This window comes from Pseudomonas sp. NFPP28, from assembly GCF_900115535.1.
Classification (GTDB): Bacteria; Pseudomonadota; Gammaproteobacteria; order Pseudomonadales; family Pseudomonadaceae; genus Aquipseudomonas; species Aquipseudomonas extremorientalis.
Window position 1 is genome coordinate 188,934 of record NZ_FOWT01000008.1, and the last position, 23,350, is coordinate 212,283.

General features: G+C 61.1%; 22 protein-coding genes and 1 riboswitch. Of the genes, 11 read left to right on the forward strand and 11 right to left on the reverse strand.

Annotation, left to right across the window (positions count from 1 at the left end; genetic code table 11):
- Window positions 1-44 precede the first annotated feature (44 nt).
- Both madL and madM read left to right on the forward strand, forming a co-directional pair.
- Window positions 45-449 carry a malonate transporter subunit MadL gene (gene madL / locus BM110_RS21290; RefSeq protein ID WP_015886323.1) on the forward strand — a complete coding sequence of 135 codons (405 nt, stop codon included), beginning with the start codon at window positions 45-47 and terminating at the stop codon, window positions 447-449.
- Window position 450: 1 nt separating this feature from the next.
- Complete coding sequence (madM, locus tag BM110_RS21295) at window positions 451-1,215, forward strand: malonate transporter subunit MadM (RefSeq protein ID WP_071490352.1); 765 nt, start codon at window positions 451-453, stop codon at window positions 1,213-1,215.
- Between the two features lie 98 nt (window positions 1,216-1,313).
- On the opposite strand, the gene BM110_RS21300 is transcribed toward madM, so the two are convergent.
- Window positions 1,314-2,234, reverse strand: a complete 921-nt coding sequence (locus BM110_RS21300; RefSeq protein ID WP_092242030.1) for a LysR family transcriptional regulator — start codon at window positions 2,232-2,234, stop codon at window positions 1,314-1,316.
- Window positions 2,235-2,377: 143 nt separating this feature from the next.
- Between BM110_RS21300 and BM110_RS21305 the strand changes: the two genes are divergently transcribed.
- The gene (locus tag BM110_RS21305) at window positions 2,378-2,995 is read left to right on the forward strand and encodes a PAQR family membrane homeostasis protein TrhA (protein ID WP_058426584.1); all 618 of its coding nucleotides are present in this window, start codon (window positions 2,378-2,380) and stop codon (window positions 2,993-2,995) included.
- On the opposite strand, the gene BM110_RS21310 is transcribed toward BM110_RS21305, so the two are convergent.
- Complete coding sequence (locus BM110_RS21310; protein ID WP_093514126.1) at window positions 2,990-3,892, reverse strand: LysR family transcriptional regulator; 903 nt, start codon at window positions 3,890-3,892, stop codon at window positions 2,990-2,992. The genes BM110_RS21305 and BM110_RS21310 overlap by 6 nt on opposite strands.
- An 87-nt stretch (window positions 3,893-3,979) precedes the next feature.
- Between BM110_RS21310 and BM110_RS21315 the strand changes: the two genes are divergently transcribed.
- Window positions 3,980-5,224 carry a D-amino acid dehydrogenase gene (locus tag BM110_RS21315; protein ID WP_331459181.1) on the forward strand — a complete coding sequence of 415 codons (1,245 nt, stop codon included), beginning with the start codon at window positions 3,980-3,982 and terminating at the stop codon, window positions 5,222-5,224.
- A 34-nt stretch (window positions 5,225-5,258) separates the two neighbouring features.
- Complete coding sequence (locus BM110_RS21320) at window positions 5,259-6,161, forward strand: transporter substrate-binding domain-containing protein (protein ID WP_092242039.1); 903 nt, start codon at window positions 5,259-5,261, stop codon at window positions 6,159-6,161.
- A 3-nt stretch (window positions 6,162-6,164) separates the two neighbouring features.
- Here the strand turns inward: BM110_RS21320 and BM110_RS21325 are convergent, their stop codons facing one another.
- Window positions 6,165-6,884: a 16S rRNA (uracil(1498)-N(3))-methyltransferase gene (locus tag BM110_RS21325; RefSeq protein ID WP_093514128.1), complete on the reverse strand. Its 720-nt coding sequence runs from the start codon at window positions 6,882-6,884 to the stop codon at window positions 6,165-6,167.
- Between the two features lie 30 nt (window positions 6,885-6,914).
- Window positions 6,915-8,321: an adenosylmethionine--8-amino-7-oxononanoate transaminase gene (locus tag BM110_RS21330; RefSeq protein ID WP_093120675.1), complete on the reverse strand. Its 1,407-nt coding sequence runs from the start codon at window positions 8,319-8,321 to the stop codon at window positions 6,915-6,917.
- Window positions 8,322-8,594: 273 nt separating this feature from the next.
- Here BM110_RS21330 and BM110_RS21335 point away from each other — a divergent pair, with 273 nt between their 5' ends.
- Together BM110_RS21335 and BM110_RS21340 are read left to right on the forward strand one after the other, a co-directional pair.
- Window positions 8,595-9,146 carry a cytochrome b gene (locus BM110_RS21335; RefSeq protein WP_092242044.1) on the forward strand — a complete coding sequence of 184 codons (552 nt, stop codon included), beginning with the start codon at window positions 8,595-8,597 and terminating at the stop codon, window positions 9,144-9,146.
- 32 nt (window positions 9,147-9,178) lie between these two features.
- A complete protein-coding gene (locus BM110_RS21340; protein WP_093514129.1) occupies window positions 9,179-9,757 on the forward strand; it encodes a YceI family protein in 579 nt (192 codons plus the stop codon).
- A gap of 66 nt (window positions 9,758-9,823) precedes the next feature.
- On the opposite strand, the gene BM110_RS21345 is transcribed toward BM110_RS21340, so the two are convergent.
- From BM110_RS21345 to ahcY, 5 genes are all read right to left on the reverse strand, one after another.
- Complete coding sequence (locus BM110_RS21345; protein WP_071490343.1) at window positions 9,824-11,707, reverse strand: RNA helicase RhlE2; 1,884 nt, start codon at window positions 11,705-11,707, stop codon at window positions 9,824-9,826.
- A 221-nt stretch (window positions 11,708-11,928) separates the two neighbouring features.
- Window positions 11,929-12,720: a substrate-binding periplasmic protein gene (locus BM110_RS21350; protein WP_092242049.1), complete on the reverse strand. Its 792-nt coding sequence runs from the start codon at window positions 12,718-12,720 to the stop codon at window positions 11,929-11,931.
- Between the two features lie 63 nt (window positions 12,721-12,783).
- A complete protein-coding gene (locus BM110_RS21355) occupies window positions 12,784-13,866 on the reverse strand; it encodes a hypothetical protein (RefSeq protein ID WP_092242051.1) in 1,083 nt (360 codons plus the stop codon).
- Window positions 13,867-13,942: 76 nt separating this feature from the next.
- A complete protein-coding gene (gene metF / locus BM110_RS21360; protein WP_092242053.1) occupies window positions 13,943-14,788 on the reverse strand; it encodes a methylenetetrahydrofolate reductase [NAD(P)H] in 846 nt (281 codons plus the stop codon).
- A gap of 195 nt (window positions 14,789-14,983) precedes the next feature.
- Window positions 14,984-16,393, reverse strand: a complete 1,410-nt coding sequence (gene ahcY / locus BM110_RS21365) for an adenosylhomocysteinase (protein ID WP_092242059.1) — start codon at window positions 16,391-16,393, stop codon at window positions 14,984-14,986.
- Window positions 16,394-16,414: 21 nt separating this feature from the next.
- Window positions 16,415-16,521, reverse strand: a riboswitch (S-adenosyl-L-homocysteine riboswitch).
- A 198-nt stretch (window positions 16,522-16,719) separates the two neighbouring features.
- Here ahcY and BM110_RS21370 point away from each other — a divergent pair.
- From BM110_RS21370 to BM110_RS21380, 3 genes are all read left to right on the forward strand, one after another.
- The gene (locus BM110_RS21370) at window positions 16,720-17,124 is read left to right on the forward strand and encodes an acyl-CoA thioesterase (protein ID WP_092242066.1); all 405 of its coding nucleotides are present in this window, start codon (window positions 16,720-16,722) and stop codon (window positions 17,122-17,124) included.
- 103 nt (window positions 17,125-17,227) lie between these two features.
- A complete protein-coding gene (locus tag BM110_RS21375) occupies window positions 17,228-19,159 on the forward strand; it encodes a patatin-like phospholipase family protein (RefSeq protein WP_093514190.1) in 1,932 nt (643 codons plus the stop codon).
- A gap of 56 nt (window positions 19,160-19,215) precedes the next feature.
- Complete coding sequence (locus tag BM110_RS21380; protein WP_092242068.1) at window positions 19,216-20,103, forward strand: formate/nitrite transporter family protein; 888 nt, start codon at window positions 19,216-19,218, stop codon at window positions 20,101-20,103.
- Here the strand turns inward: BM110_RS21380 and BM110_RS21385 are convergent.
- Window positions 20,097-21,356, reverse strand: a complete 1,260-nt coding sequence (locus BM110_RS21385; protein ID WP_092242070.1) for a cation:proton antiporter — start codon at window positions 21,354-21,356, stop codon at window positions 20,097-20,099. The genes BM110_RS21380 and BM110_RS21385 overlap by 7 nt on opposite strands.
- 203 nt (window positions 21,357-21,559) lie before the next feature.
- Here BM110_RS21385 and BM110_RS21390 point away from each other — a divergent pair, with 203 nt between their 5' ends.
- Window positions 21,560-21,946, forward strand: a complete 387-nt coding sequence (locus BM110_RS21390) for an MAPEG family protein (protein WP_010207167.1) — start codon at window positions 21,560-21,562, stop codon at window positions 21,944-21,946.
- Between the two features lie 114 nt (window positions 21,947-22,060).
- On the opposite strand, the gene BM110_RS21395 is transcribed toward BM110_RS21390, so the two are convergent.
- A complete protein-coding gene (locus tag BM110_RS21395) occupies window positions 22,061-23,245 on the reverse strand; it encodes a murein transglycosylase A (RefSeq protein ID WP_093514130.1) in 1,185 nt (394 codons plus the stop codon).
- Between the last annotated feature and the right edge of the window lie 105 nt (window positions 23,246-23,350).

Sequence of the window (23,350 nt, forward strand, 5' to 3'; positions counted from 1 at the left end):
CACAACAACAACAATTTCGATCGAGCACTTTGAGGACAACAACAATGATTATCTACGGTGTGGCATTACTGGCGATTTGCACGCTCGCGGGCGTGATCATGGGCGACATGCTCGGCGTGTTGCTGGGTGTCAAATCCAACGTGGGCGGGGTAGGGATCGCGATGATCCTGTTGATCTGCGCCCGCCTGTGGATGCAAAAACGTGGCGGCATGACCAAGGACTGCGAAATGGGCGTGGGATTCTGGGGTGCCATGTACATCCCGGTGGTCGTGGCGATGGCTGCGCAACAGAACGTCGTCACCGCCTTGCACGGCGGCCCGGTAGCGGTGCTGGCGGCGATCGGTTCGGTGGTGGTGTGTGGTTGCACGATTGCCCTGATCAGCCGCACGCACAAGGGCGAACCGTTGCCCGATGAAGAGCCGCTGATTGCTCCAGTGGGAGGTCGCTGATATGTGGGATCTCATCGAAAAAGGCCTGGAACACAACGGCCTGATCACCGCGTTTGCCTTCGTGGGTGTGGTCATGTGGCTCTCCGTGGTGCTGTCCAGGCGCCTGACCTTCGGGCGCATTCATGGCTCGGCGATTGCCATCGTCATCGGCCTGGTATTGGCCTGGGTCGGCGGTACGATCACCGGTGGCCAGAAAGGCCTGGCGGACCTGGCGCTGTTCTCTGGCATTGGGTTGATGGGTGGGGCAATGCTGCGCGACTTTGCCATCGTCGCCACGGCGTTCGAAGTGCAAGCCACCGAGGCGCGCAAGGCCGGGATGATTGGCGTGATCGCGCTGCTGCTGGGGACGATCCTGCCGTTCATCGTAGGCGCGAGCATGGCTTGGGCGTTTGGTTATCGCGATGCGATCAGCATGACCACCATTGGCGCAGGGGCTGTGACCTACATCGTCGGCCCGGTGACCGGCGCGGCAATTGGCGCGACCTCGGATGTGATGGCGCTGTCGATTGCCACCGGCTTGATCAAGGCGATCCTGGTCATGGTCGGTACGCCGGTCGCGGCGCGCTGGATGGGCTTGGACAACCCGCGTTCGGCGATGGTGTTTGGTGGGTTGGCCGGCACCGTCAGCGGTGTGACGGCGGGGCTGGCGGCGACGGATCGGCGGCTAGTGCCGTATGGCGCGCTGACGGCGACGTTCCACACCGGGCTGGGCTGCCTGCTTGGGCCTTCGTTGCTGTATTTCATTGTGCGCGGCCTGGTTGGGTAAGGGGTCTATCAGGGCCTCATCGGGGGCAAGCCCCCTCCCACATTTGAACTGCGAACACATTCAAGTGTGGGAGGGGGCTTGCCCCCGATGGCTGTGTGTCAGGCTGACACTTGGCGATTGGCATACATCCGACACTCCGCCAACAACGCCAGCAGGTTCGGGTCCCTTTCCTTGGCCTTCAGGAACACCACCCCGATATGCTGCTGCAACCGATACCTGGGTTGCAGCGGTATCAGCTTCACGCGGTTCTCATACACCGCCGCGATCCGCCCCGGCAGCAGCGCATAACCCACGCCCGAGCTGACCATGCTCAGCAGCGTGAAGATATCATTGACCTGCATCGCCACCTTCGGCTCGAACCCCGCCTGCTTGAACACACGGTTGCCATCCTGGTGCGTGGCGAAGCCTTGGGTGAGGGTGATGAAGGTCGCGTCGCGCACGTCGGCGAGGTCGATTTCTTGCTCGCGGTCGAAGGGTGAGTCGGCCGGGGTGGCGAGGAATATATCGTCGGAAAACAGCGCGATCTGTTCGCAGTCGGGGTCGTTGGCGTGCTCATCCAGGGAGATGAGGATCGCGTCTACTTCCATGTTCTTGAGCTTGTAGAGCAGGTCGAAGTTGGAACCCAGGATCAGGTCGATATTGAGCTCGCTGCGGCGGATCTTCAGGCCCATGATCAATTGCGGCACGGTCTTCACTGTCAGCGAATACAGCGAGCCCAGTTTGAAGCGTTCGGCGGAGAACCCGGCGGCTTCGCGGGTCAGGCGTACGCTGTCGACCACGTCGGCCACCAGTTTCTGCGCACGTTCTTCGAGGACGTACGCGCTTTCCAGCGGGGTGAGGTTGCGCCCTTCATGCTTGAACAGCGGGCAGCGCAGGGCGTTTTCCAGGGAGTGGATGGCGCGGTGTACGCTCACATTGCTGGTTTGCAGCTCGGCGGCGGCGCGGGTCAGGTTGCCGGTGCGCATGAACGCCAGGAAGATTTCCAGTTTCTTGAGGGTGAATTCTTCGTCGATCAGCATGGCCGTGGCTCTTGTTCGAATGCCGTCGATTGTGCCCGCAAAACCGTTCGGCGTCGCCGGAACGTCATAAGCCGCTTGCACTCTTATGCGCAAGGCTGGACGCTTGCCAGCCAGTCCTAACGGTTACAGGAGGCCAGTGACAGATGTACCACGGGGAACGATTCAACGCCTGGAGCCATTTGCTCGGTGCAGTCGCGGCGTGTATTGGCGCCGTGTGGATGTTGGTGGTGGCGAGCCTGGACGGCAGCCCCTGGAAGATCGTCAGCGTGGCGATCTATGGGTTTACCTTGATGGTGCTGTACAGCGCGTCCACCGTGTACCACAGCGTGCAGGGGCGGCGAAAAGAGATCATGCAGAAGGTCGATCACTTTTCGATCTACCTGTTGATCGCCGGCAGCTACACGCCATTTTGCCTGGTGACCCTGCGCGGGCCGTGGGGCTGGACGCTGTTCGGGATTGTGTGGGGGCTGGCGGTGATCGGGATTTTGCAGGAGATCAAGCCGCGCTCGGAGGCGCGCATCCTGTCGATCGTGATCTATGCGGTGATGGGCTGGATCGTGCTGGTGGCGGTCAAGCCGTTGCTGGCAGCATTGGGGACCGCCGGGTTTATCTGGCTGGCCTCGGGCGGGGTGTTGTACACCGTCGGCATTATCTTTTTTGCCTTGGAGGATCGCCTGCGGCATTCCCATGGCATCTGGCATTTGTTTGTGATCGGCGGCAGCCTCCTGCATTTTGTGGCGATCATGCATTACGTCTTATAGCCGCTCCAGAAGCTCCCTGGCACGGTGGCCAAAAATCTCCAGCAGATTGGCCAACATATGCGGCGGCGCCTCGTCGGCGCGGGTCAGGGCGTACAGGGTGACTGGCAGCGGCGGGGTCAGGGGGCGGATGCAGGTCGTGGTTGTCGACGCGCCCAGCGCGGTGAAGGGGTCGATCACCGTCAGCCCCGCGCCGGATTCCACCATGGCGCGAGCCAGGGAATAGGTTTGCACCGAGATTGTCACCCTGGGCGGTGGGTCGACGTTTTCCAGGTAGCTGTCGAGCTTCGCCGCCAATGGGTCGGCGCTGGAGAGGCCGATCAGCGGTGCGCCTGCCAGGTCAGCCAACGGCAAGGGCTGGCTCAGTTCGGCTGGCGGCCAATAGCCTTTGGACGCCAATGCCACCAGCACACCGCCCGCCAGCACCTGCGTGGTCAACCCCGGATGGCCGGAAAAGTTGAGCGTCAGCGCCAGGTCAATCTCACGCATCAGCAGCTTCTGCACCAGCTCGCGGCTATGGTCGCTGGACAGCTCGCAGGCCATGTCCGGGTAATCGTTTTTCCACTGCAGAATCGCCGGCGGCAGCAGCGACAGCGCCAGCGCCGGGATCGCGCCGATGCGCACACTCTGGCCCGGTTCTCGGCGCAAGGCCTTGGCCAGGCGCCGCACATCCTGCAGGCTATCGGTGACTTTCTCCACTTCGCTTTCCAGCGCCAGGGCTTCCGGGGTGGGCAGCAACTTGCCGCGTACCCGCAGGAAGAGGGGGAAGCCCAACTGCAATTCGGCGTGTTGCAACACTTTGGTCACCGCCGGTTGCGAGACATGCAGCAATTGCGCGGCGGCGCTGACCGAACCGGTCTGGCGAATGGCCTGGAAGATTTCGATATGACGCAAGCGCATGGCAAGTCCATAACCTTTGTTTATAGGTGACCCATCTTTATTCATTGTCGGTGGCCTGTCACCTGCTCTTAGGCTTGAGGCCTCTTGATTCAACGGTGGGCGGCAAAGATGGTGTGCATCATTGGCGGTGGGGTGATTGGTCTGGCCAGCGCATACGCGTTGGTGCGTGCAGGTCATGAGGTGACGGTGATCGATGCACGCGAGACCCTGGGCAGTGAGACCAGCTTCGCCAACGGCGGGCAATTATCCTATCGCTACGTGGCACCCCTGGCCGATGCTGGCGTGCCGCTGCAAGCCATTGGCTGGTTGCTGCGTGGTGACTCGCCGCTGAAGCTGCGCCCGCGCCTCGACCCCCGGCAATGGCGCTGGATGGCGGCGTTCCTGGGGGCCTGCCGTGGCTCGGTGAATAAGCGCAATGCCGCGCACCTGTTGCGCCTGGCCTGCCTGAGCCAGGACACCTTGCAGCAGTGGCGCGAGCACGACCACCTGGACGGTTTCGACTGGCGGCGCAACGGCAAGCTGGTGACCTTTCGCAACGCCAGCTCCTTTGAGCATGCCCGCGGCAAGGTCACCGATATCCTGCAACAGCAGGTGCTGTCGGCCGCTGACTGCGCTCGCCTGGAGCCGGCGCTGGCGGGCGGTGGATTTGTCGGAGGGATCTATACACCCAATGAAGAGGTCGCCGATTGTCATGCCTTCTGCCAGCGATTGGCGGCGCGGCTGGAGGCATCGGGGCGTTGCACCTTCTTGTTGGGGCGCAAGGTCACCGGGATCCGCCATGCCGAGGGCGCGGTGCAGGCCATCGAGATCGATGATGAAGTGATGCCGGTCGAACACCTGGTGCTGGCGGCGGGGTATCGCAGCGCCGAGTTGGGCGTGTCGCTGCCGCTGTACCCGCTCAAGGGCTACAGCCTCAGCGTGCCGATTGGCGCTCGGCACCAGGCGCCGAACGTGAGCATCACCGACTATGACCGCAAGATGGTCTACGCACGTATCGGCGAACAACTGCGGGTCGCCGCCATGGTCGATATCGTCGGTTTCGACGCCCGCCTCGAACCCAAACGCCTGGCGCTGATGAAACGCCAGGCCGTGCAGACGTTTCCGCTGGCGGGGGATTACGCCCACGCAGTGGAATGGGCCGGCATGCGCCCGGCCACCCCGACCGGTGTGCCGCTGATTGGCGCGGGTGTCTACCGCAACCTGTGGCTGAACCTGGGTCACGGCGCACTCGGCTTCACCCTGGCCTGTGGCAGCGGCCAGTTACTGGCCGAGTTGATCGGCCGGCGAACGCCTTCCATTGATATGCAGGGCCTTACGCCTCGCGCTGCGTAAAGACTCACAAACCGAAAACCAACGGAGAATAACAATGAAAAAGATCCTGTTGACCGGCTGCACCCTGGGGCTTTTGCTGGCCGCGCAGGCCCATGCCAATCAAACGCCGCTGGACGGTACGCTGGGCAAGATTGCCGACGCCAAGACCATCACCTTGGGCTATCGCGATGCGTCGGTACCGTTTTCCTACGTGGGGGATAACAGTGGCAAACCCATGGGCTATTCGGTGGAGTTGGCGAACAAGATCGTCGAGCGCATCCAACAGAAAACCGGGGTGGCCAAGCTCACTGTGAAGTACAACCTGGTGACGTCTCAGACCCGTATCCCGCTGGTGCAGAACGGTACCGTCGACCTGGAGTGTGGCTCCACCGGGGTGACCGCCGAGCGCCAGAAGCAAGTAGCGTTCTCCTACGGGTTTATCTATGTGAAGGGGCAGTTGCTCACGGCAAAAGACAGTGGCATCCAAGGCTTTGCGGACCTTGCAGGCAAGAACGTGGTGACCACGGCCGGCACCACCAACGAGCGTTTCCTCAAGAGCTACAACGCCGAGCACAAGGCCAATATGTTCGTGATCAGCGCCAAGGACCATGGCGAAGCCTTCAAGATGCTTGAGACCGGCCGCGCGGCGGCGTTCTACATGGACGACGCGTTGCTCTACGGCGAACGCGCCAAGGCCAAGGACCCGCACAACTGGGTGGTGGTGGGCGAGGAGCAATCGCGGGAAATCTACAGCTGCATGGTGCGCAAGGACGACCCGCAGTTCCTGGCGGTGGTCAACGAGACGCTCGCAGACCTGTACCGCAGCGGCGAGATCAATGGGATTTACCAGCGCTGGTTCGAACAGCCGATTCCACCCAAGGGCCTGAACCTGGAATTCCCGATGACCAGCGAGTTGAAGGCGATCATTGCCCAGCCGATCAGCGATCCGGTGGAGTAACCCCTAGAAGTCGCCCCACAACTGCTGGGCGACGGCCAGCGCCACCACCGGCGCCGTCTCGGTACGCAACACCCGCGGGCCGAGGCGGGCGGCGTGGTAGCCGGCGCCTTGGGCGGTATCGACTTCATGGTCGGTCAACCCGCCCTCGGGGCCGATCAGAAAGGCCAGGCTGGCAGGCTTTGCATGGCTGATCATCGGCTCGGCCACCGGGTGCAGCACCAGCTTCAACTGCGCCTCGGTCTGCTTCAACCAGTCTGCCAGCAGCAGCGGCGGGTGGATCGCCGGCACCGTCGAACGCCCGCATTGTTCACAGGCGCTGATCGCCACCTGGCGCCAGTGCAGCAAGCGTTTGTCGGCACGCTCGTCCTTGAGGCGTACTTCGCAACGCTCGCTGAAAATCGGCGTAATCGCGTTGACGCCCAGTTCGGTGGCTTTCTGGATCGCCCAGTCCATACGCTCGCCCCGTGACAGGCCCTGGCCGAGGTGGATATGCAGCGGTGATTCGGCCTGGCCTGCGAAGCACTCTGTCAGTTGCACAGTGACGCGTTTCTTGCCGACTTCCAGCAGCGTGCCCAGGAACTCCTGGCCGGAGCCGTCGAACAATTGCACGGCATCGCCTTCGCCCATGCGCAGCACGCGGCTGATGTAGTGCGCCTGGGCTTCGGGCAGTTCGTGGTCGCCGATGCTCAGCGGGGTGTCGGTGAAAAAGCGGGACAGTCTCATTTCTGTTCTCTGAAAAAGGAGTGCGGGCAATCAGCCCGGATCACGGAAGCCTGGGTGGAAGTCTTTTGGCACCGCCACACTGACTGTGCTGTTGGTGGCGATATCGATGCCTTCGCTGGCGACCTCGGCAAGGAAGTCGATCTGCTCCGGGGTAATCACATAGGGCGGCAGGAAGTACACCACACTGCCCAGCGGCCGCAACAGCGCACCGCGCTCCAGGGCGTGCTCGAATACCTTCAAGCCACGGCGTTCCTGCCACGGGTAGGCGGTCTTGGTGGCTTTGTCCTGGACCATCTCGATGGCCAGCACCATGCCGGTCTGGCGTACTTCCGAGACGTGAGGGTGGTCCACCAGGTGCGCAGTGGCAGTGGCCATGCGCTGGGCCAGGGCCTTGTTGTTCTCGATGACGTTGTCTTCTTCAAAGATATCCAGCGTTGCCAGTGCCGCCGCACACGCCAGCGGGTTGCCGGTGTAGCTGTGGGAGTGCAGGAAGGCGCGCAGGGTGGGGTAGTCGTCGTAGAACGCGCTGTACACGTCTTCGGTGGTGACCACGGCTGCCAGCGGCAGGTAGCCGCCGGTGAGCGCCTTGGACAGGCACAGGAAATCCGGGCGGATACCGGCTTGCTCGCAGGCGAACATGCTGCCGGTACGGCCGAAGCCAACAGCGATTTCGTCGTGGATCAGGTGCACGCCGTAACGGTCGCAGGCTTCGCGCAATAGCTTGAGGTAAACCGGGTGGTACATGCGCATGCCACCGGCGCCCTGGATCAGCGGTTCGATAATCACAGCGGCCACGGTGTCGTGGTGCTCGGCGAGGGTCTGTTCCATCACCCGGGCCATCGTGCGCGAGTGGTCTTCCCAGCTCACGCCTTCGGGGCGCAGGTAACAGTCCGGGCTTGGTACTTTGATGGTGTCGAGCAACAGCGCCTTGTAGGTCTCGGTAAACAGCGGCACGTCGCCCACCGACATCGCGGCGATGGTTTCGCCGTGGTAGCTGTTGGTCAGGGTGACGAAGCGCTTCTTGTTCGGCAGGCCGCGGTTGAGCCAATAGTGGAAGCTCATTTTCAGCGCGACTTCGATGCACGACGAGCCGTTGTCGGCATAGAAGCACCGGGTCAGGCCTTCGGGCGTCATCGCCACCAGACGCTCGGACAGCTCGATCACCGGCTGGTGGCTGAAACCGGCGAGGATCACGTGTTCCAGTTGATCGACCTGGTCCTTGATGCGCTGGTTGATGCGCGGGTTGGCGTGGCCGAACACGTTGACCCACCAGGAGCTGACGGCGTCGAGGTAGCGCTTGCCTTCGAAGTCTTCCAGCCATACGCCTTCACCGCGCTTGATCGGGATCAGCGGCAGTTGCTGGTGGTCTTTCATCTGGGTGCAGGGATGCCACAGCACGGCAAGGTCGCGTTGCATCCACTGGTTGTTCAAGCCCATCGGTGATCTCCTCGAAGCGGTCCTGCGGCCGGCGCAGGTGAAACAATCGCGCAAGCCTATGCAATGGGCGGCTGTGTCACAAGCCATTACCGGTGAATTCGCAGTAAACGCGAGACGGTCTGTCACGTTTCTAAGGAATAGTCCTTAATCCATTGTTAACGTACTGTGCATAACCTCTTGATCGTATTTCTCGATATTTCAAAGCGAAATTTTCGGCTTTAATTCGATAGGTAAATCGCTAGTCTTGGGCACAGTTCTTACGGGATTAAGTACATGCAGCTACGCAATTCACCGGCCCGCTATGGTTGGGTCAGCATGGTTTTGCACTGGGGCGTGGCCCTGGTGGTGTTTGGCTTGTTCGCCCTGGGCCTGTGGATGGTCGGCCTCGACTACTACAGCGCCTGGCGCAAAGAAGCGCCGGACCTGCACAAGAGCATTGGCATCACGCTGTTCGCCATCATGCTGGTGCGTATCGTCTGGCGCCTGGTGAGCCCGCCGCCGCCACCGTTGGCCAGTTACAGCCGCATGACCCGTATCGGCGCGGCCTTTGGTCACGCCTTCCTTTATCTCGGGCTGTTTGCCGTGATGATCGCCGGTTACCTGATTTCCACCGCAGACGGTGTCGGTATCCCGGTGTTTGGTCTGTTTGAGATTCCTGCCGTGGTTTCCGGGCTACCGGACCAGGCAGACACCGCCGGCGTGGTGCACTTGTACCTGGCCTGGGTGTTGGTGGTCTTCGCCGGCTTGCACGGCGTGGCTGCATTGAAACACCACTTTATCGATCGTGATGCGACCCTCACGCGAATGCTGGGGCGCAAAGCCTGATGTTCAACCTCGACTCACAAGGAATAGAAAGCATGTTGAAAAAGACCCTCGCTGCTCTGGCAATCGGTACTGCCCTGCTGTCCGCAGGCCAGGTGATGGCTGCTGACTACAAGATCGACAAAGAAGGCCAGCACGCCTTCATCGACTGGAAAATCAGCCACCTGGGCTACAGCTACATTCACGGTACCTTCAAGGACTGGGACGGCACCTTCAGCTGGGATGCCGCCAAGCCAGAGGCCAGCAAAATCGCGGTCGATGTGAAGACCGCCAGCCTGTGGTCCAACCACGCAGAGCGTGACAAGCACATCGCCAGCAAAGACTTCCTGGACGTTGCCAAGTTTGCCGACGCCAAGTTTGTGTCCACCGCAGTCAAGCCCACTGGCGAAAAAACCGCTGACGTAACCGGCGACCTGACCTTACACGGCGTAACCAAGCCTGTGACCTTCAAGGCCACTTTCAACGGTGAAGGCAAGGATCCATGGGGCGGCGAACGTGCCGGCTTCAACGCCAAGACCACCGTCAACCTGAACGACTTCGGTATCAAAGGCCCAGGCCCGTCCTCGCAGACAGTGGACCTTGACATCTCGCTGGAAGGTGTCAAGCAGAAGTAATTTCTGCCTGCACAAAAAAAGCCCCGCATCGAAAGATGCGGGGCTTTTTTATGGGGCTGTAAAAACTCAGCGATTGCGTGTCAGCAGCGCTGGCTTCTCACCACGAGGACGGCCTGGCAACTGATCCAGTTGCTCCGGTGTCGGGAAGCGATCTACTTTCGACTCCTTGTGGATGATCTTCGGCGCCGGGCCACCGCGCGGGTTCTGCACAGCCGGTTCGGACAAGCGAGGCTGGTCGTCACGGGCCGGGCGGCGATTGTTGTTGCGCGAGTCTTCGCGACGGGCCTGGCCGTCACGGGGTGCGCCATTGCGCGGGCCATTGCGCTTGGCAGGCGGCGTACCGGTGGTACCGCCGCTGCTGTTGCGAGGGCCATTCTGACGGCCGCCCTGTGGCTGGCCGCCACGTGGAGCGCCTGCACCCGCGCCCTGCGCCGGAGCACCAGGGCGACGGCCACGGCCTTGGGCCGGTTTGGCCTGGGGCACGTAGTCAACGCGGTTACCGAAGTTATCCACATCGTCGTCGAGGAACTCGTCCGGAGCACGGTCGGCAGCAGCGCGTGGCGGTTGGCTCGGCTGGCGCTGTTCGCGGGCCGGGGTGCCTTCGCGGGGTTTCTGCTCACGGGCCGGGCGTTCGCCACGGCCGCTGGTGGCGGATTTTTCCTTGCCCTTGTCCTTGCCCTTGTCGCGACGACCACCGCCACCCCCGCCGCCGTTCGGGCCATCGCCCTTCGGACCGCGTGGGTTGCGCGGGTTGCGCACGTCCGGGCGCTCGCGCGCTTCTGGCTTTTCGGCCTCCACGGCGCTGGCATCGAAGCCCATCAGGTCGCCATCGGCGATTTTCTGCTTGGTCATGCGCTCGATGCTTTTCAGCAGTTTTTCTTCGTCCGGCGCGACCAGGGAGATGGCCTCGCCCGAACGACCGGCACGGCCGGTACGGCCGATACGGTGTACGTAGTCTTCATCGACGTTCGGCAGCTCGAAGTTGACCACGTGCGGCAGTTGGTCGATATCCAGGCCGCGAGCGGCGATATCGGTGGCCACCAGGATGCGCACCGAGCCGGCCTTGAAATCAGCCAGGGCCTTGGTGCGCGCGTTCTGGCTCTTGTTGCCGTGGATGGCGACGGCGGTGAGGCCGTGCTTGTCCAGGTACTCGGCCAGGCGGTTGGCGCCGTGCTTGGTGCGGGTGAACACCAGCACCTGTTCCCAGGCGCCTGCGGTGATCAGGTGCGCCAGCAGCGCACGCTTGTGGCTGGCGGCCAGGCGGAAGACGCGTTGCTCGATACGCTCGACCGTGGTGTTCGGCGGCGTGACTTCGATGCGCTCCGGGTTGTGCAGCAGCTTGCCGGCCAGGGCGGTGATGTCCTGGGAGAACGTGGCCGAGAACAGCAGGTTCTGGCGTTTGGCTGGCAGGCGGGCGAGGACCTTTTTCACGTCATGGACAAAGCCCATGTCGAGCATGCGATCGGCTTCGTCCAGCACGAGGATTTCCACGTGGGACAAGTCGACGCTGCCTTGGCCGCACAGGTCGAGCAAACGACCGGGGCAGGCCACCAGCACGTCGACGCCACGGGACATGGCCTGAACCTGTGGGTTCATGCCGACGCCGCCGAAGATGCAGGCGCTGACGAACTTCAGGTCGCGGGCATACAGCTTGAAGCTGTCATGCACCTGGGCGGCGAGTTCGCGGGTTGGGGTCAGGACCAGTACGCGCGGTTGGCGTGGGCCGTGACGCTGGGATTTGTCCGGGTGACCGTTGGGGAACAACCGCTCCAGAATCGGGAGGGCGAAACCGCCGGTTTTACCAGTACCTGTCTGAGCCGCAACCATCAGGTCGCGACCTTGCAACACGGCGGGAATGGCCCGCTGTTGCACCGGAGTAGGCTCGGTATAGCCCGCTGCCTCGATGGCGCGGACTAAAGCCTCGGAGAGACCGAGGGAAGCAAAGGACATGAGTAATCCTGTTTTAGTTAGGGCTTGGCCCAAAGGGATAATCTTGCCGGGCGTGAATGGCGCTTAGGGGAGCGCAACCCCGTCCGGTCCTGCTGCGTCTGGCGGGCACTCCACCGGCTCGCGCGGGCTGAAAGCTGCGCTGTAGCGGGGTTGGGTGCCTTTTTCAAGACCTCAGCGGCCGGGCGTGAGCCTGGCGGAAAGGCCGGAGTATAACAGAGCAATCACTGTGCGCTGCTTTCCTGCTGCTCAACGGTGCGTTCAGAGGCCGTAATGGCCTGGATTCCACCATATTTGGCACTCAAGGCGCTATAGGCCGGCTCTTGCTTGAAGCGTTTGAGCTCGGCGGCAAAGCGCTGTACCAGGAGGTCCATGCCTGCGCCACGGCGTACCGCGAGAAATTGCTGTTGGCGACTGACCACGGCCGGCGCCTGGCTGACCTTGCCTTCCAGGCCCAGCGCCTTGATCACATGCTGGCCCACTCGACGGTCGGTGATCACCAGGTCGATGCGTCCCAGCATCAATTTGCCGAAGTTGGCCTCATGGCTCGGTGCCGGTTCACGATTGAACAGGGGGGAGTCGCTGAACGCCGCGCCGTACAGGTAGCCTGGCGACGTGCCGACGGTCAGGCCGCTCAGGTCTTCGAGGTTGTGCACGGGGTGGGGACGCTCATTGGCGTAGAACAGCGTGAACTCCACTTCGGACAACGGCTCACTGGGGTATAGCAGCAAGGCGTCGCGCTCATGGCTGTGGAAAATATCCAAAGCGCCATCGGCATGGCCTTGGTCCAGCATGGCCAGGCAGCGCTTCCAGGGCAGGAACTGCCATTCCACATCTACGCCCAGGCGCTGGAACACAATTACCGTGGTTTCATAATCCAGCCCCCGCATGCTGCCCTGGTCCTCATACACGTAGGGCGCCCAGGGCTCGGTGACAATGCGCAGTTTCTCGCCATAAGCGGCGAGGCTCAGGCAAGTGAAGAGGGCGGCAGTCAACAACTTCAGAATGACGGGCATGCCCTGAGGTTACGACGCTCCCGCACTAAAGAGAAGCTCTGGCACGCGCATCTGCGGGCGGGGCTATTTGCCCGGTGAGGCCATCAAGTGTTCGTAGATCGCTGCCCGCCGCTCGCCGAGGATCAGGCGTACCACGGGGTTGGCAAACCAGTGCTCCAACTGATGAGTGTCGATCGGGCGCTTCTGGCGTTCTTCCAGGTTCTGCCGGGCCTTGTCCCACCAAACCGGGCCACACGCCTGGTCGAACTCGTTCTCATGCTCGTAGCAGCCGTAGAGAATTTCACGGATGAATTGCTGCTGGTGCTTGGGCAGCACCAGCGTGATCAGCTTGTACAGAAGGCGCTGCAGGCGGGGAGGGCGTGGCAGGTGCGAGGACACCTTGCGAGTGTCGGCCAACGCCAGTGCGCTGGTGGGCGCGGCCGCATGCTTGGCGATCCAGGCCTTGACCTTGGCGCGAAACAGCTGCTTGCGACTCCAGTAGTGGTGGATCAGGTCCGGGCATTCGCGCACGTTGACGGTGCGATAGGCGGCGATCGACAGGCAGAACTCTTCGAGGGTGTACGCGCCTTGGGCATAGGGGAACAGTTCGTCCATCAAGGCGATGGAGCGGTCGAGGATGTGCGCATCCTGTTGCGTCAGGCCCATGACCCCGGAGTTGAGCGTCATCATGTCATCGTCGGCCACGCCCATGTCCAGCAGGCGCTGGCGCAAGGCGGTGTAGAGAATGCTCTCGTGGTTGTCGCCGTACTTGCTGTAGAAGGCATTGCACAGCAGGGTGCCGGGTTGCACGCGCTCGAACAGGTCCATCGGTGAGTGATGGAAGAAGGTATCGGTGTCGATCAGCATGGCCACCGGCGATTCTTCCAGCACTTGGCGCAATACCACATGCTTGGTACGGAAGTGATAGCCGTGGGGTTCGCTCCAGCGTTTGCGGGTAGCTTCGTCCAGCGGGCGTACGCGTACCGGCAAAAGGCGATAGGGCTCGGGGTTGTCGCTGAATACCTGGATATCCACGGCGGCTTCCGGGGTTGCCTGCAGGAAAGCCAGCGCACTGGCGATGCTGAACACCGCTTCCTGGTGGTAGGTCTCGGAGCCGAAGACCAGGTAGACCAGTTGTGGGCGGGACGGCGTGGGCACTGTATTCATGGACTGCTGGGTTCCGTGGGCATGTAAAACGACAAAGGCCCTCGTAGACGAGGGCCTTGGCACTGCCGGGCAACCTTCAGCGTGGCAGCTTGAGGTTGTTCCAGATTGCAAGGCTTGGTTCAGCCTGGTTCAGGGTATAGAAGTGCAACCCTGGCGCGCCACCTTGCAACAATTCTTCACACATTGTGCTGATGACCTGTTCGCCGAACGCCTGGATGCTCTTGACGTCGTCGCCATAGGCTTCCAGTTGTTTGCGCACCCAGCGTGGGATCTCGGCGCCGCAGGCATCGGAGAAACGCGCCAGTTTGCTGTAGTTGGTGATCGGCATGATGCCTGGCACGATCGGGATGTTCACGCCCATGGTTCGTACACGTTCGACGAAGTAGAAGTAGCTGTCGGCGTTGAAGAAATACTGGGTGATTGCGCTGTCGGCGCCGGCGTTGGCCTTGCGCACGAAGTTCTGCAGGTCGTCTTCGAAATTGCGTGCTTGTGGATGCATCTCCGGGTAAGCCGCGACTTCGATATGGAAATGGTCGCCGGTTTCTTCACGGATGAAGCTCACCAGGTCATTGGCGTAGCGCAGCTCGCCGCTGGCCATGCCCATGCCGGACGGCAGGTCACCGCGCAGGGCGACGATGCGCTTGATACCAGCAGCTTTGTACTGGGTCAGCAGGCCGCGCAGGTCGGCCTTGCTGTCGCCCACGCATGACAAATGCGGAGCGGCGGGAACTTTGACCTGGCTTTCCAGCTGCAACACGGTGTTGATCGTGCGGTCACGGGTCGAGCCGCCAGCGCCGTAGGTGCAGGAGAAGAAGTCCGGGTTGTAGCTGGCCAACTGCGTGGCAGTCGCCATCAGTTTTTCATGCCCAGCATCGGTCTTGGTCGGGAAGAACTCGAAGCTGTAGCGACGGTCTTGGGACATGGTAATAACCCTTTGAAACTCAGATACCGGAAGTCATGCACCGATTTAATGTGGGAGGGGGCTAGCCCCCGATGAGGGTGTGTCAGTCGACATATCTGTTAACTGGCATTTCGTTATCGGGGGCACGTCGAATCGTCGCAGCGCCCCTCCCACATTAAAGGCCCGCCCTCACAAGGAGAGCGGGTGGTAAGCAAATCAGTAGCGATAAGCGTGCGGCTTGAACGGACCTTCGACGGTCACGCCGATGTAGTCGGCCTGGGTCTTGGTCAGTTGAGTTACCACGCCGCCGAAGCCGCGGACCATTTCCAGGGCCACTTCTTCGTCGAGTTTCTTCGGCAGTACTTCCACGGTCAGGCGCTCGGCTTTCTGGGCAGGCGACAGGTCGGCGTACTTCTGGCCGAACAGGAAGATCTGGGCCAGTACCTGGTTGGCGAACGAGCCATCCATGATGCGGCTTGGGTGGCCAGTGGCGTTGCCCAAGTTAACCAGGCGGCCTTCAGCCAGCAGGATCAGGTAGTCGTCGTTCTGTGGGTCGAAATCACCCGCGCCGGTACGGTGAACCTTGTGCACCTGAGGCTTCACTTCTTCCCATGCCCAGTTCTTGCGCATGAAAGCGGTGTCGATCTCATTGTCGAAGTGACCGATGTTGCAGACCACGGCACGTTTTTTCAGGGCGGCGAGCATGTTGGCGTCGCAGACATTCACGTTACCGGTGGTGGTGACGATCAGGTCGATCTTGCCCAGCAGGGCCTTGTCGACGCTGGCGGCGGTGCCGTCGTTGACGCCGTCGATGAACGGCGAAACCACTTCAAAACCGTCCATGCAGGCTTGCATGGCGCAGATCGGGTCGACTTCGGAAACCTTGACGATCATGCCTTCCTGACGCAGGGACTGGGACGAACCCTTGCCCACGTCGCCGTAGCCGATCACCAGGGCTTGCTTGCCCGACAGCAGGTGGTCGGTGCCGCGCTTGATGGCATCGTTCAGGCTATGACGGCAGCCGTACTTGTTGTCGTTCTTGCTCTTGGTCACCGAGTCGTTGACGTTGATGGCCGGGATTTTCAGCTCGCCCTTGGCCAGCATGTCCAGCAGGCGGTGCACGCCGGTGGTGGTTTCTTCGGTCACGCCGTGGACGCGGTCGAGGATCTGCGGGTACTTCTTGTGCAGCAGCTCGGTCAGGTCGCCGCCGTCGTCGAGGATCATGTTGGCATCCCAAGGCGCGCCATCTTTGAGGATGGTTTGCTCCAGGCACCACTCGTACTCTTCTTCGGTCTCGCCTTTCCAGGCGAACACCGGGATACCGGCAGCAGCGATTGCGGCAGCGGCCTGGTCTTGAGTCGAGAAGATGTTGCAGGACGACCAGCGCACTTCGGCACCCAGGGCAACCAGGGTTTCGATCAGCACGGCAGTCTGGATAGTCATGTGGATGCAGCCGAGGATCTTCGCGCCCTTGAGCGGCTGCTCAGCGGCGTACTTGCGACGCAGACCCATCAGGGCAGGCATTTCGGATTCGGCGATAAAGGTTTCGCGACGGCCCCAGGCAGCGAGGGACATGTCGGCGACTTTGTAGTCGTTGAAATCTGCAGGCGTGTTGACAGCGCTCATGAAGAGCCTCCATTCGTAGTGTGCGAATGGGCGCCGTTGAGCGTTTAGTATCAGGCCAGGTGGACCAGGCCGGACAACGCCCCATCCGAGCCTGACAGGTTGAACCTGCTGCAGCGCCCCTCGGACAGGTGGCGGGAGAACGGTATCAACCGAAGATAACCGTTTTGAAGCGGGGGCGATTATAGCCGTGTGCGCCAGACTTCCCAAGCCTTTCTGTCGGCCATATGAAGATCGCTCATGGGGTTGATAGGCAATGGCGCGTAGAGCTTGGGGCGGGCGTCTGCCATGATGTTGCCCATCATTGGGCAACACGCTTTGGAGTGAACATGAACTTCCACACCCGCAAATGGGTAAAACCCGAAGACCTCAACCCCAACGGCACCCTGTTCGGCGGCAGCCTGCTGCGCTGGATCGACGAAGAAGCGGCCATCTACGCCATTGTTCAACTGGGCAACCAACGCGTCGTCACCAAGTACATCTCCGAAATCAACTTCGTCAGTGCCTCGCGCCAGGGCGACATCATCGAACTGGGCATCACCGCCACTGCGTTCGGTCGCACCTCCATCACCCTGACCTGTGAAGTGCGCAACAAGATCACCCGCAGTAGCATTCTTACCGTGGAAAAAATGGTTTTCGTCAACCTTGGTGAAGATGGCCTGCCAGCGCCTCATGGCCGCACTGAGATCAGGTATGTGAAGGATCAGTTCAAGGACGACATTCCTCCACTGTAATCGCGGCCCGGGTCGATTTGCTTTACCAAATCATTCCGGATGGACCTGTCCCGGCTCTCGCGTCACTCAGGATGACATCCTGTAGAGAATGGCGCGTATGAATATGAAAGTGTCCAGCTCGCATTTCACTGCTCAGTCTCAGCCGCCGGAGAATGTAGAAAAGAATATAAAGACATCGCTGGTCAAAGACGTGGGCGAGCGCAAAGTGAGCCTTGAGCGATTCAGCGATGGCCGGGTGGAAGTGGTTTCGTCACCGCCGCCGCTTACGCATCTGGTATTGAGTGGGGGTGGGGCCAAGGGCATTGCTTTCCCGGGCATGGCCCAGGCACTTGAAAACCACAAGGCACTGGCGGGCGTCAAAGTGATCTCCGCGTCCTCCGTGGGCGCGATTTCTGCTGTGTTGCTGGCCAGTGGCATGGATGCCAGGACCTTTGAAAACCTGTCGAACAGACTCAACCTGCCTGAATTGCTGAACAGCAAGAATTCTTTTATGGCAAAGCTACAGAATGCCAGTACTGAAATTGGAAAACTGGCAGGGCGCTTGCCAGGTACGGCGGGAAATATCGCGCAGTTATTGTTCACCCTGATACCGCGCCTGCAAACCGAAGCGCAGGCCCTGAAAGACCTGATCGGCAATGAGGCGCGCAAGTCGCTGCTGGCGAAGGTCGCCGGGACCCGGCGGGTAGACCGGCCCGCTGGCGTCATGAAGATTGCAGACCGGCTCAGTGCCGGGAAAGGACCGACGTTTCGCGACATTGAGGTGTTGAGTCGTCACATTGCTGCGGTCAAGCAGCTCAACATCACGGGAACCGGTCTGTTCGATGGCCGACCGCAGTTGGTGGTGTTCAATGCGAGCACCACACCGGACATGGACATTGCCCAGGTGGCTCTTATATCTGGCTCATTACCTGGGTTGTTCAAAAGCCCGATAGAGCGGGGCCATGCCTTTCAGGAGCACGCTGAGCAAACGGCATTTCTGGATGGTGGACTGCTGGTCAACACGCCGTCTTCTGCGGTGATTGATCCGCCTTTTCCAGAAAGCCCTCTGAGCAAGAGCGAGTCACTGGTCGTCAGGTTCGAGTCCGAAAACCCGGAGCCTGCCAAGGCAGGCAGCGTTGTGAGCGGCTTGCTCGATAGGATCATTGGTGTCCCGCATGCGGCTGCCTGGGGGTATCAGGAAGACAAGCTCAAGGCACAAGCGGATCAGACCGTCGTATTACCGCTGAAATCAGAAAAGGGCGACTTCCGTGGCGTGTTCGGTGGCACGGTCAATTTCACCATGACCGACGATCAGAAGAAGCATCTGCAAACGTCGGCGCGTACGGCGGTAAGTGCGCACCTGGAAAAGCGTGCGGCGTTGCGTGAGCGTTACCAATTCCAGTCATTGGACGACGCGGTGTTGGCCATGGACGACAAAATGCTGGCGAGCGTTGAGAGTTATCTGGAGAAGGATCCCGCCGCCAAGGATGTGCTGATGTTTCGCAAGAGCGCACAGCAAGCAATGCAGGAACTGGAGGCCGCCATTACCGAAGCCAATCAGGACAGTGACAAGCTGACGGTGACTCCCAGGTTGGCGGCTGCGTTGCGTAACCTGGATGCGCTGGCACGTCGTCCCGAGCGTGTCGAGTGGTTGGGATGGCGTCTCAACGCAGCCGGAAGGCCTAATTTTCAGCAGCTTCTGCAAGTGATGAACAGACAGCCTCCTGGCAACGAAGTGGCGATGTCGAAGGTCATGACGAACGCGGTTGTGCAGATGAACAGGCGTGATCTGGCGGTAAAGGCCGAAAATTTCACGCGGGAAGTCATTTACCCGTCGCTCTATCGGCCTGGCCAGCCGCAGGCCAATATCGAATTGCTGCGGCGTGCCGCCCGTGACTTGGCGGATGCCACGACGCCACAGGCGTTCAACAACGTGCGCGACGGCATCGTCAAATACTACAAGGCGCGTAGTAAACCCTGGAGTACCCCGATCCGCTCTACCACTGTAGAAGCCGCCATTGCCTGGCGCATACCAGTTAAATCGTCAGGCCACTGAACAGCCATCGTCGGGCCGTGTCGTAGCTACAGGTACCCCTCGGACTCTGGTAAATCATGGCCACCCAAACAGACGGCAAGACCCCCAACCTGTCGCAGGAAGAGCAGCAGGACGTGGACAAGAACCAGCCGCCTCGCGCGGCGGTGCTGCACGAAATCATCCGCACCCAGGGCGACCAGGAGCTCGAGCGCAGCGTCGCCGCCCTATGGTGGTCGGCGCTGGCTGCCGGCCTGACCATGGGTCTGTCGCTGATGGCCATGGGGCTGCTCAACTCGCGTCTGCCGGAGGGCGAAGCCTTCAAGGTGATCGCCAGCTTCGGTTACTGCGCGGGCTTCCTGGCGGTGATCCTCGCGCGCCAACAGTTGTTCACCGAAAACACCCTGACGGCCGTGCTGCCGGTGATGAGCAAGCCCACCCTGGGCAACGCCGGGCGCCTGCTGCGGTTATGGTCGGTGGTGCTGGTGGGTAACCTGTGCGGCACCTTGCTAGTGGCGTACGTGATGCTGCACCTGCCGATCTTCGATACCAGGACCGACATGGCCTTCCTTGAGATCGGGCGCAAGATCATGGAGAACGACCCCGGCCAGATGTTCGCCAAGGGCATCGTTTCCGGCTGGATGATCGCCACCATGGTATGGATGATCCCGTCCATGGAGAGCGCCAAGATGTGGATCATTATCTTGATCACCTACCTCATGGCATTGGGCGACTTCACTCATATCGTTGTTGGCTCGGCGGAGGTGTCGTACCTGGTGTTTGCCGGCGAGTTGCCGTGGAGTGACTTCTGGCTGGTGTTTGCCGGGCCGACCCTGGCGGGCAATATCATTGGCGGCAGCTTTATCTTTGCGTTGATCAGTCATGCGCAGATTCGCAGCGAAAGCAGCCTGCCGGGCAAAAAAGCTGCGGACCCGAGGCATCCGCAGCGGATCAACAAGGATCAGTGAGTGTCAGGCGCGGCCTGGGGCTCGTCCCGGGTTACGCGCTTGACCAGCTTGCCGATGCTCAACCCCTGCAACAGGATCGACGACAGCACCACGATGTAGGTGATGCTCAGCAGCAAATCGCGCTCCGGGCCCAGTGGCAAGGCCAATGCCAGCGCCACTGAAACCCCACCGCGCAAACCACCCCAGGTCAGGATGCGGATGGTCCCGCGTGGCACCGTGCGCCAGCGGCGCAGCAACAGAATGGCCGGAGCGACCGTCAGCAGGCGCGACAGTAGGATCGCCACGGCCAGCAGGCTGGCGGCGAACACGTGCAGCCAGTTGAACGGCAACAGCAACAGTTCCATGCCGATCAGTGCAAACAGCAGGGCGTTGAGCATGTCATCGAGCAGCTCCCAGAAGCCGTCGAGGTAGCGACGGGTCATGTCGTTCATTGCCAGCTTGCGCCCCAGGTTGCCGATGATCAGGCCGGCGACCACCATCGCGATCGGTGCCGAGACGTGCAGTTCGGTGGCCATTGCCGAGCCGCCGATGACCAGAGCCAGGGTCAGCATCACTTCGATCTGGTGCTGCTCGATACTCTTGATCATCAGGTAAACGAGGTAGCCGATCAGGCCACCGAACACCACGCCGCCGATGGCCTCATGGGCAAACAGCATGGCGGTAGCGCCCACGGTGGGCGTCTCGCCCAACTGTGCGATCCCCAGCAGTACGGTAAACACCACGACTGCCGTGCCGTCATTGAACAGCGACTCGCCGACGATGGTGGTTTTCAGGGGTTTGGAGGCATTGGCGGTACGCAGTACGCCCAGCACCGCAATCGGGTCGGTAGGGGAAATCAGTGCACCGAACAGCAGGCAGTAGAGGAAGCTCACATGCCAGCCAAACAAGGCAAAGATGTAATACGCCAGGCTGCCGATCACTACGGTGGCGATCAGCACGCCGAAGGTCGCCAGCAGGCCGATGGGCCAGCGGTAGCTGCGCAGGTCGTTCAGGTTGACGTGCAAGGCGCCGGCGAACAGCAGGAACGAGAGCATCCAGTTCATCAACAAATCGCCGAAGTCGATCTGGCCGATCAGTTGCTGGATGCGTTCCTCAAGACCGGGGTAGCCGAGAAAACTCAAGCCTTGCAGGATCAGTGAAAACACCAGCGCCGTGACCATCACGCCGATGGTGGGTGGCAGGCCGATAAAGCGAAAGTTCACGTAGGTGAGCAGGGTGGTGAGGCAAATGAAGGCGGCGACAAGTTCAAGCATCCGGGGTCCTTGGAAGGTGGGGAGAGAGCGTTGATGGGGGATGGACCGCAACAGCGGCACGATGTTGCAGGGGTGGGGACAAATCACCGATAGAACCTTTCCGGACGTGGCGGTTCATAGCGGTGTGTGCGGTTTTACAGGTTTAGTGCTAAAACTCTAATTTCTGTTTAAAACTTAAAACAAAATTAAAAAAGGAATCAGTGATGACGGTGGCCTTCTGGTGTGTGTTGATCGCAATTTTCCTGCCTTATCTGTGTACAGGCGTGGCCAAGTTCAGTGGTGGTAAGTTCGGGCCACGGCAGAACCACGACCCCCGGGCGTTCCTGGACACCCTCGAAGGGTTTGCCAAGCGTGCGCATAGTGCGCAGCTCAACAGCTTTGAAGTCACGCCAGCGTTTGCGGCTGCAGTGATCATCGCGCACCTGGCCGGTACGGCCGAATTGGTGACCATCAATGTGCTGGCTGTGCTGTTTATCACCAGCCGCCTGCTGTACATCATCTGTTACCTGGCGGACTGGGCGATGCTGCGTTCGCTGGTGTGGTTTGTGGGGATGGCGTTGATTGCGAGTTTCTTCTTTGTCTCGATCTGACGGTTGAAGCCGATTCCTTGGGTGTGGGCTTGTTGTGGTAAGCGCGCTTGCCACAACAAGCCTGCCCACTGGCAAGCCCGCTCACCCCAATGAACCAAGTTGGACAGACCGCTTTCACGTCCCGCTAGGTGCATCCGGTACATGCGGCAGTGCTGCGCCCTTGGGCCACAGCATCCAGATCTGCCCCTGCTGTTTCATGTTGCCCGCCAATTCTCCCGCTGCGTCGCCGGTGCCCCAGAACAGGTCCGCGCGCACTTCGCCCGTGATCGCACCGCCGGTGTCCTGGGCGGCGACGGGCCTTGTGATAGGTGAACCGTCCGGTTTGGAAGTCGATAGCCACAGCAGGCTGCCCAGTGGAATCACCTTGCGATCCACCGCCACACTGTAGCCTGCGGTCAACGGCACGTTCAGCGAACCGCGCGGGCCTTCGTTACTGTCGGGGCGGGCGCTGAAGAAGATGTAGCTGGGGTTGCTCGCCAGCAGTTCCGGGATGCGCTGCGGGTTGGCCTTGGCCCAGGCGCTGATGGCGCCCATGGTCACATCTTCTTTCTTCAACTGCCCTTGCTCCACCAACCAGCGGCCGATGGGGCGATAGGGGTAGCCATTCTGGTCACCATAACCGACGCGCAGTTGGCGCCCTCCGGCCAGTTGGATCCGGCCTGAGCCCTGGATTTGCAGGAATTGCAGGTCCATCGGGTCAGTCAGCCAGGCAATCGGTTTGGCCGTGGAGCCTTGGCCATTGATGGCGCTGGCGTCGTCGTAGGGCTTGAGTACGCGACCTTCCAGGCGACCGCGCAGGCGTTTGCCCTTGAGTTCGGGGTAGATGCTTTCCAGGTTAACGATGATCAGGTCGTCCGGTACGCCATACACCGGCACATTGGCTTTGGCGGTTTTGGTCAGGCTGCCGGGGTAGACCGGCTCGTAGTAACCGGTGATCAAGCCGTTCGGGGTGTTGTCGGCCGAACGCAGGCCGAACACATCCAGGCGCTCCTTGAGAAACCCGCGCACGGCCACGGCATTGGCGGGCACCGTAGCGGCGGCTGCGCAGGTCGCGCCCCAGATCGGGTCGGCCTTGAGGCGTTGGCAGGCGCTGCGCCAGGATTCGAAACCGGCCAGCAAATCGTTGTCGGATACTGCGGGTAGCGCTTCCCACGGCGCGCTGACATAGGTCGCGACGGCGTGAGGCTTGGAAGTTTCATCTTTGGCTGCTTCTTTACCCGCATCGCAGCCGGCCAGCAGCACGATTATCGGCAGAGCCCACGCCAGGCGGCGGCTCCAGGGTTTCGACATGACATACATACAAACACTTCCTGAAGCGATTGCCCGCGCTGTAACACCTTCGGGCAACCCTTATTATTAATAGGGCTATTGGTCTTTGTGGGTGGGGCGAGGATACTGGCCGCC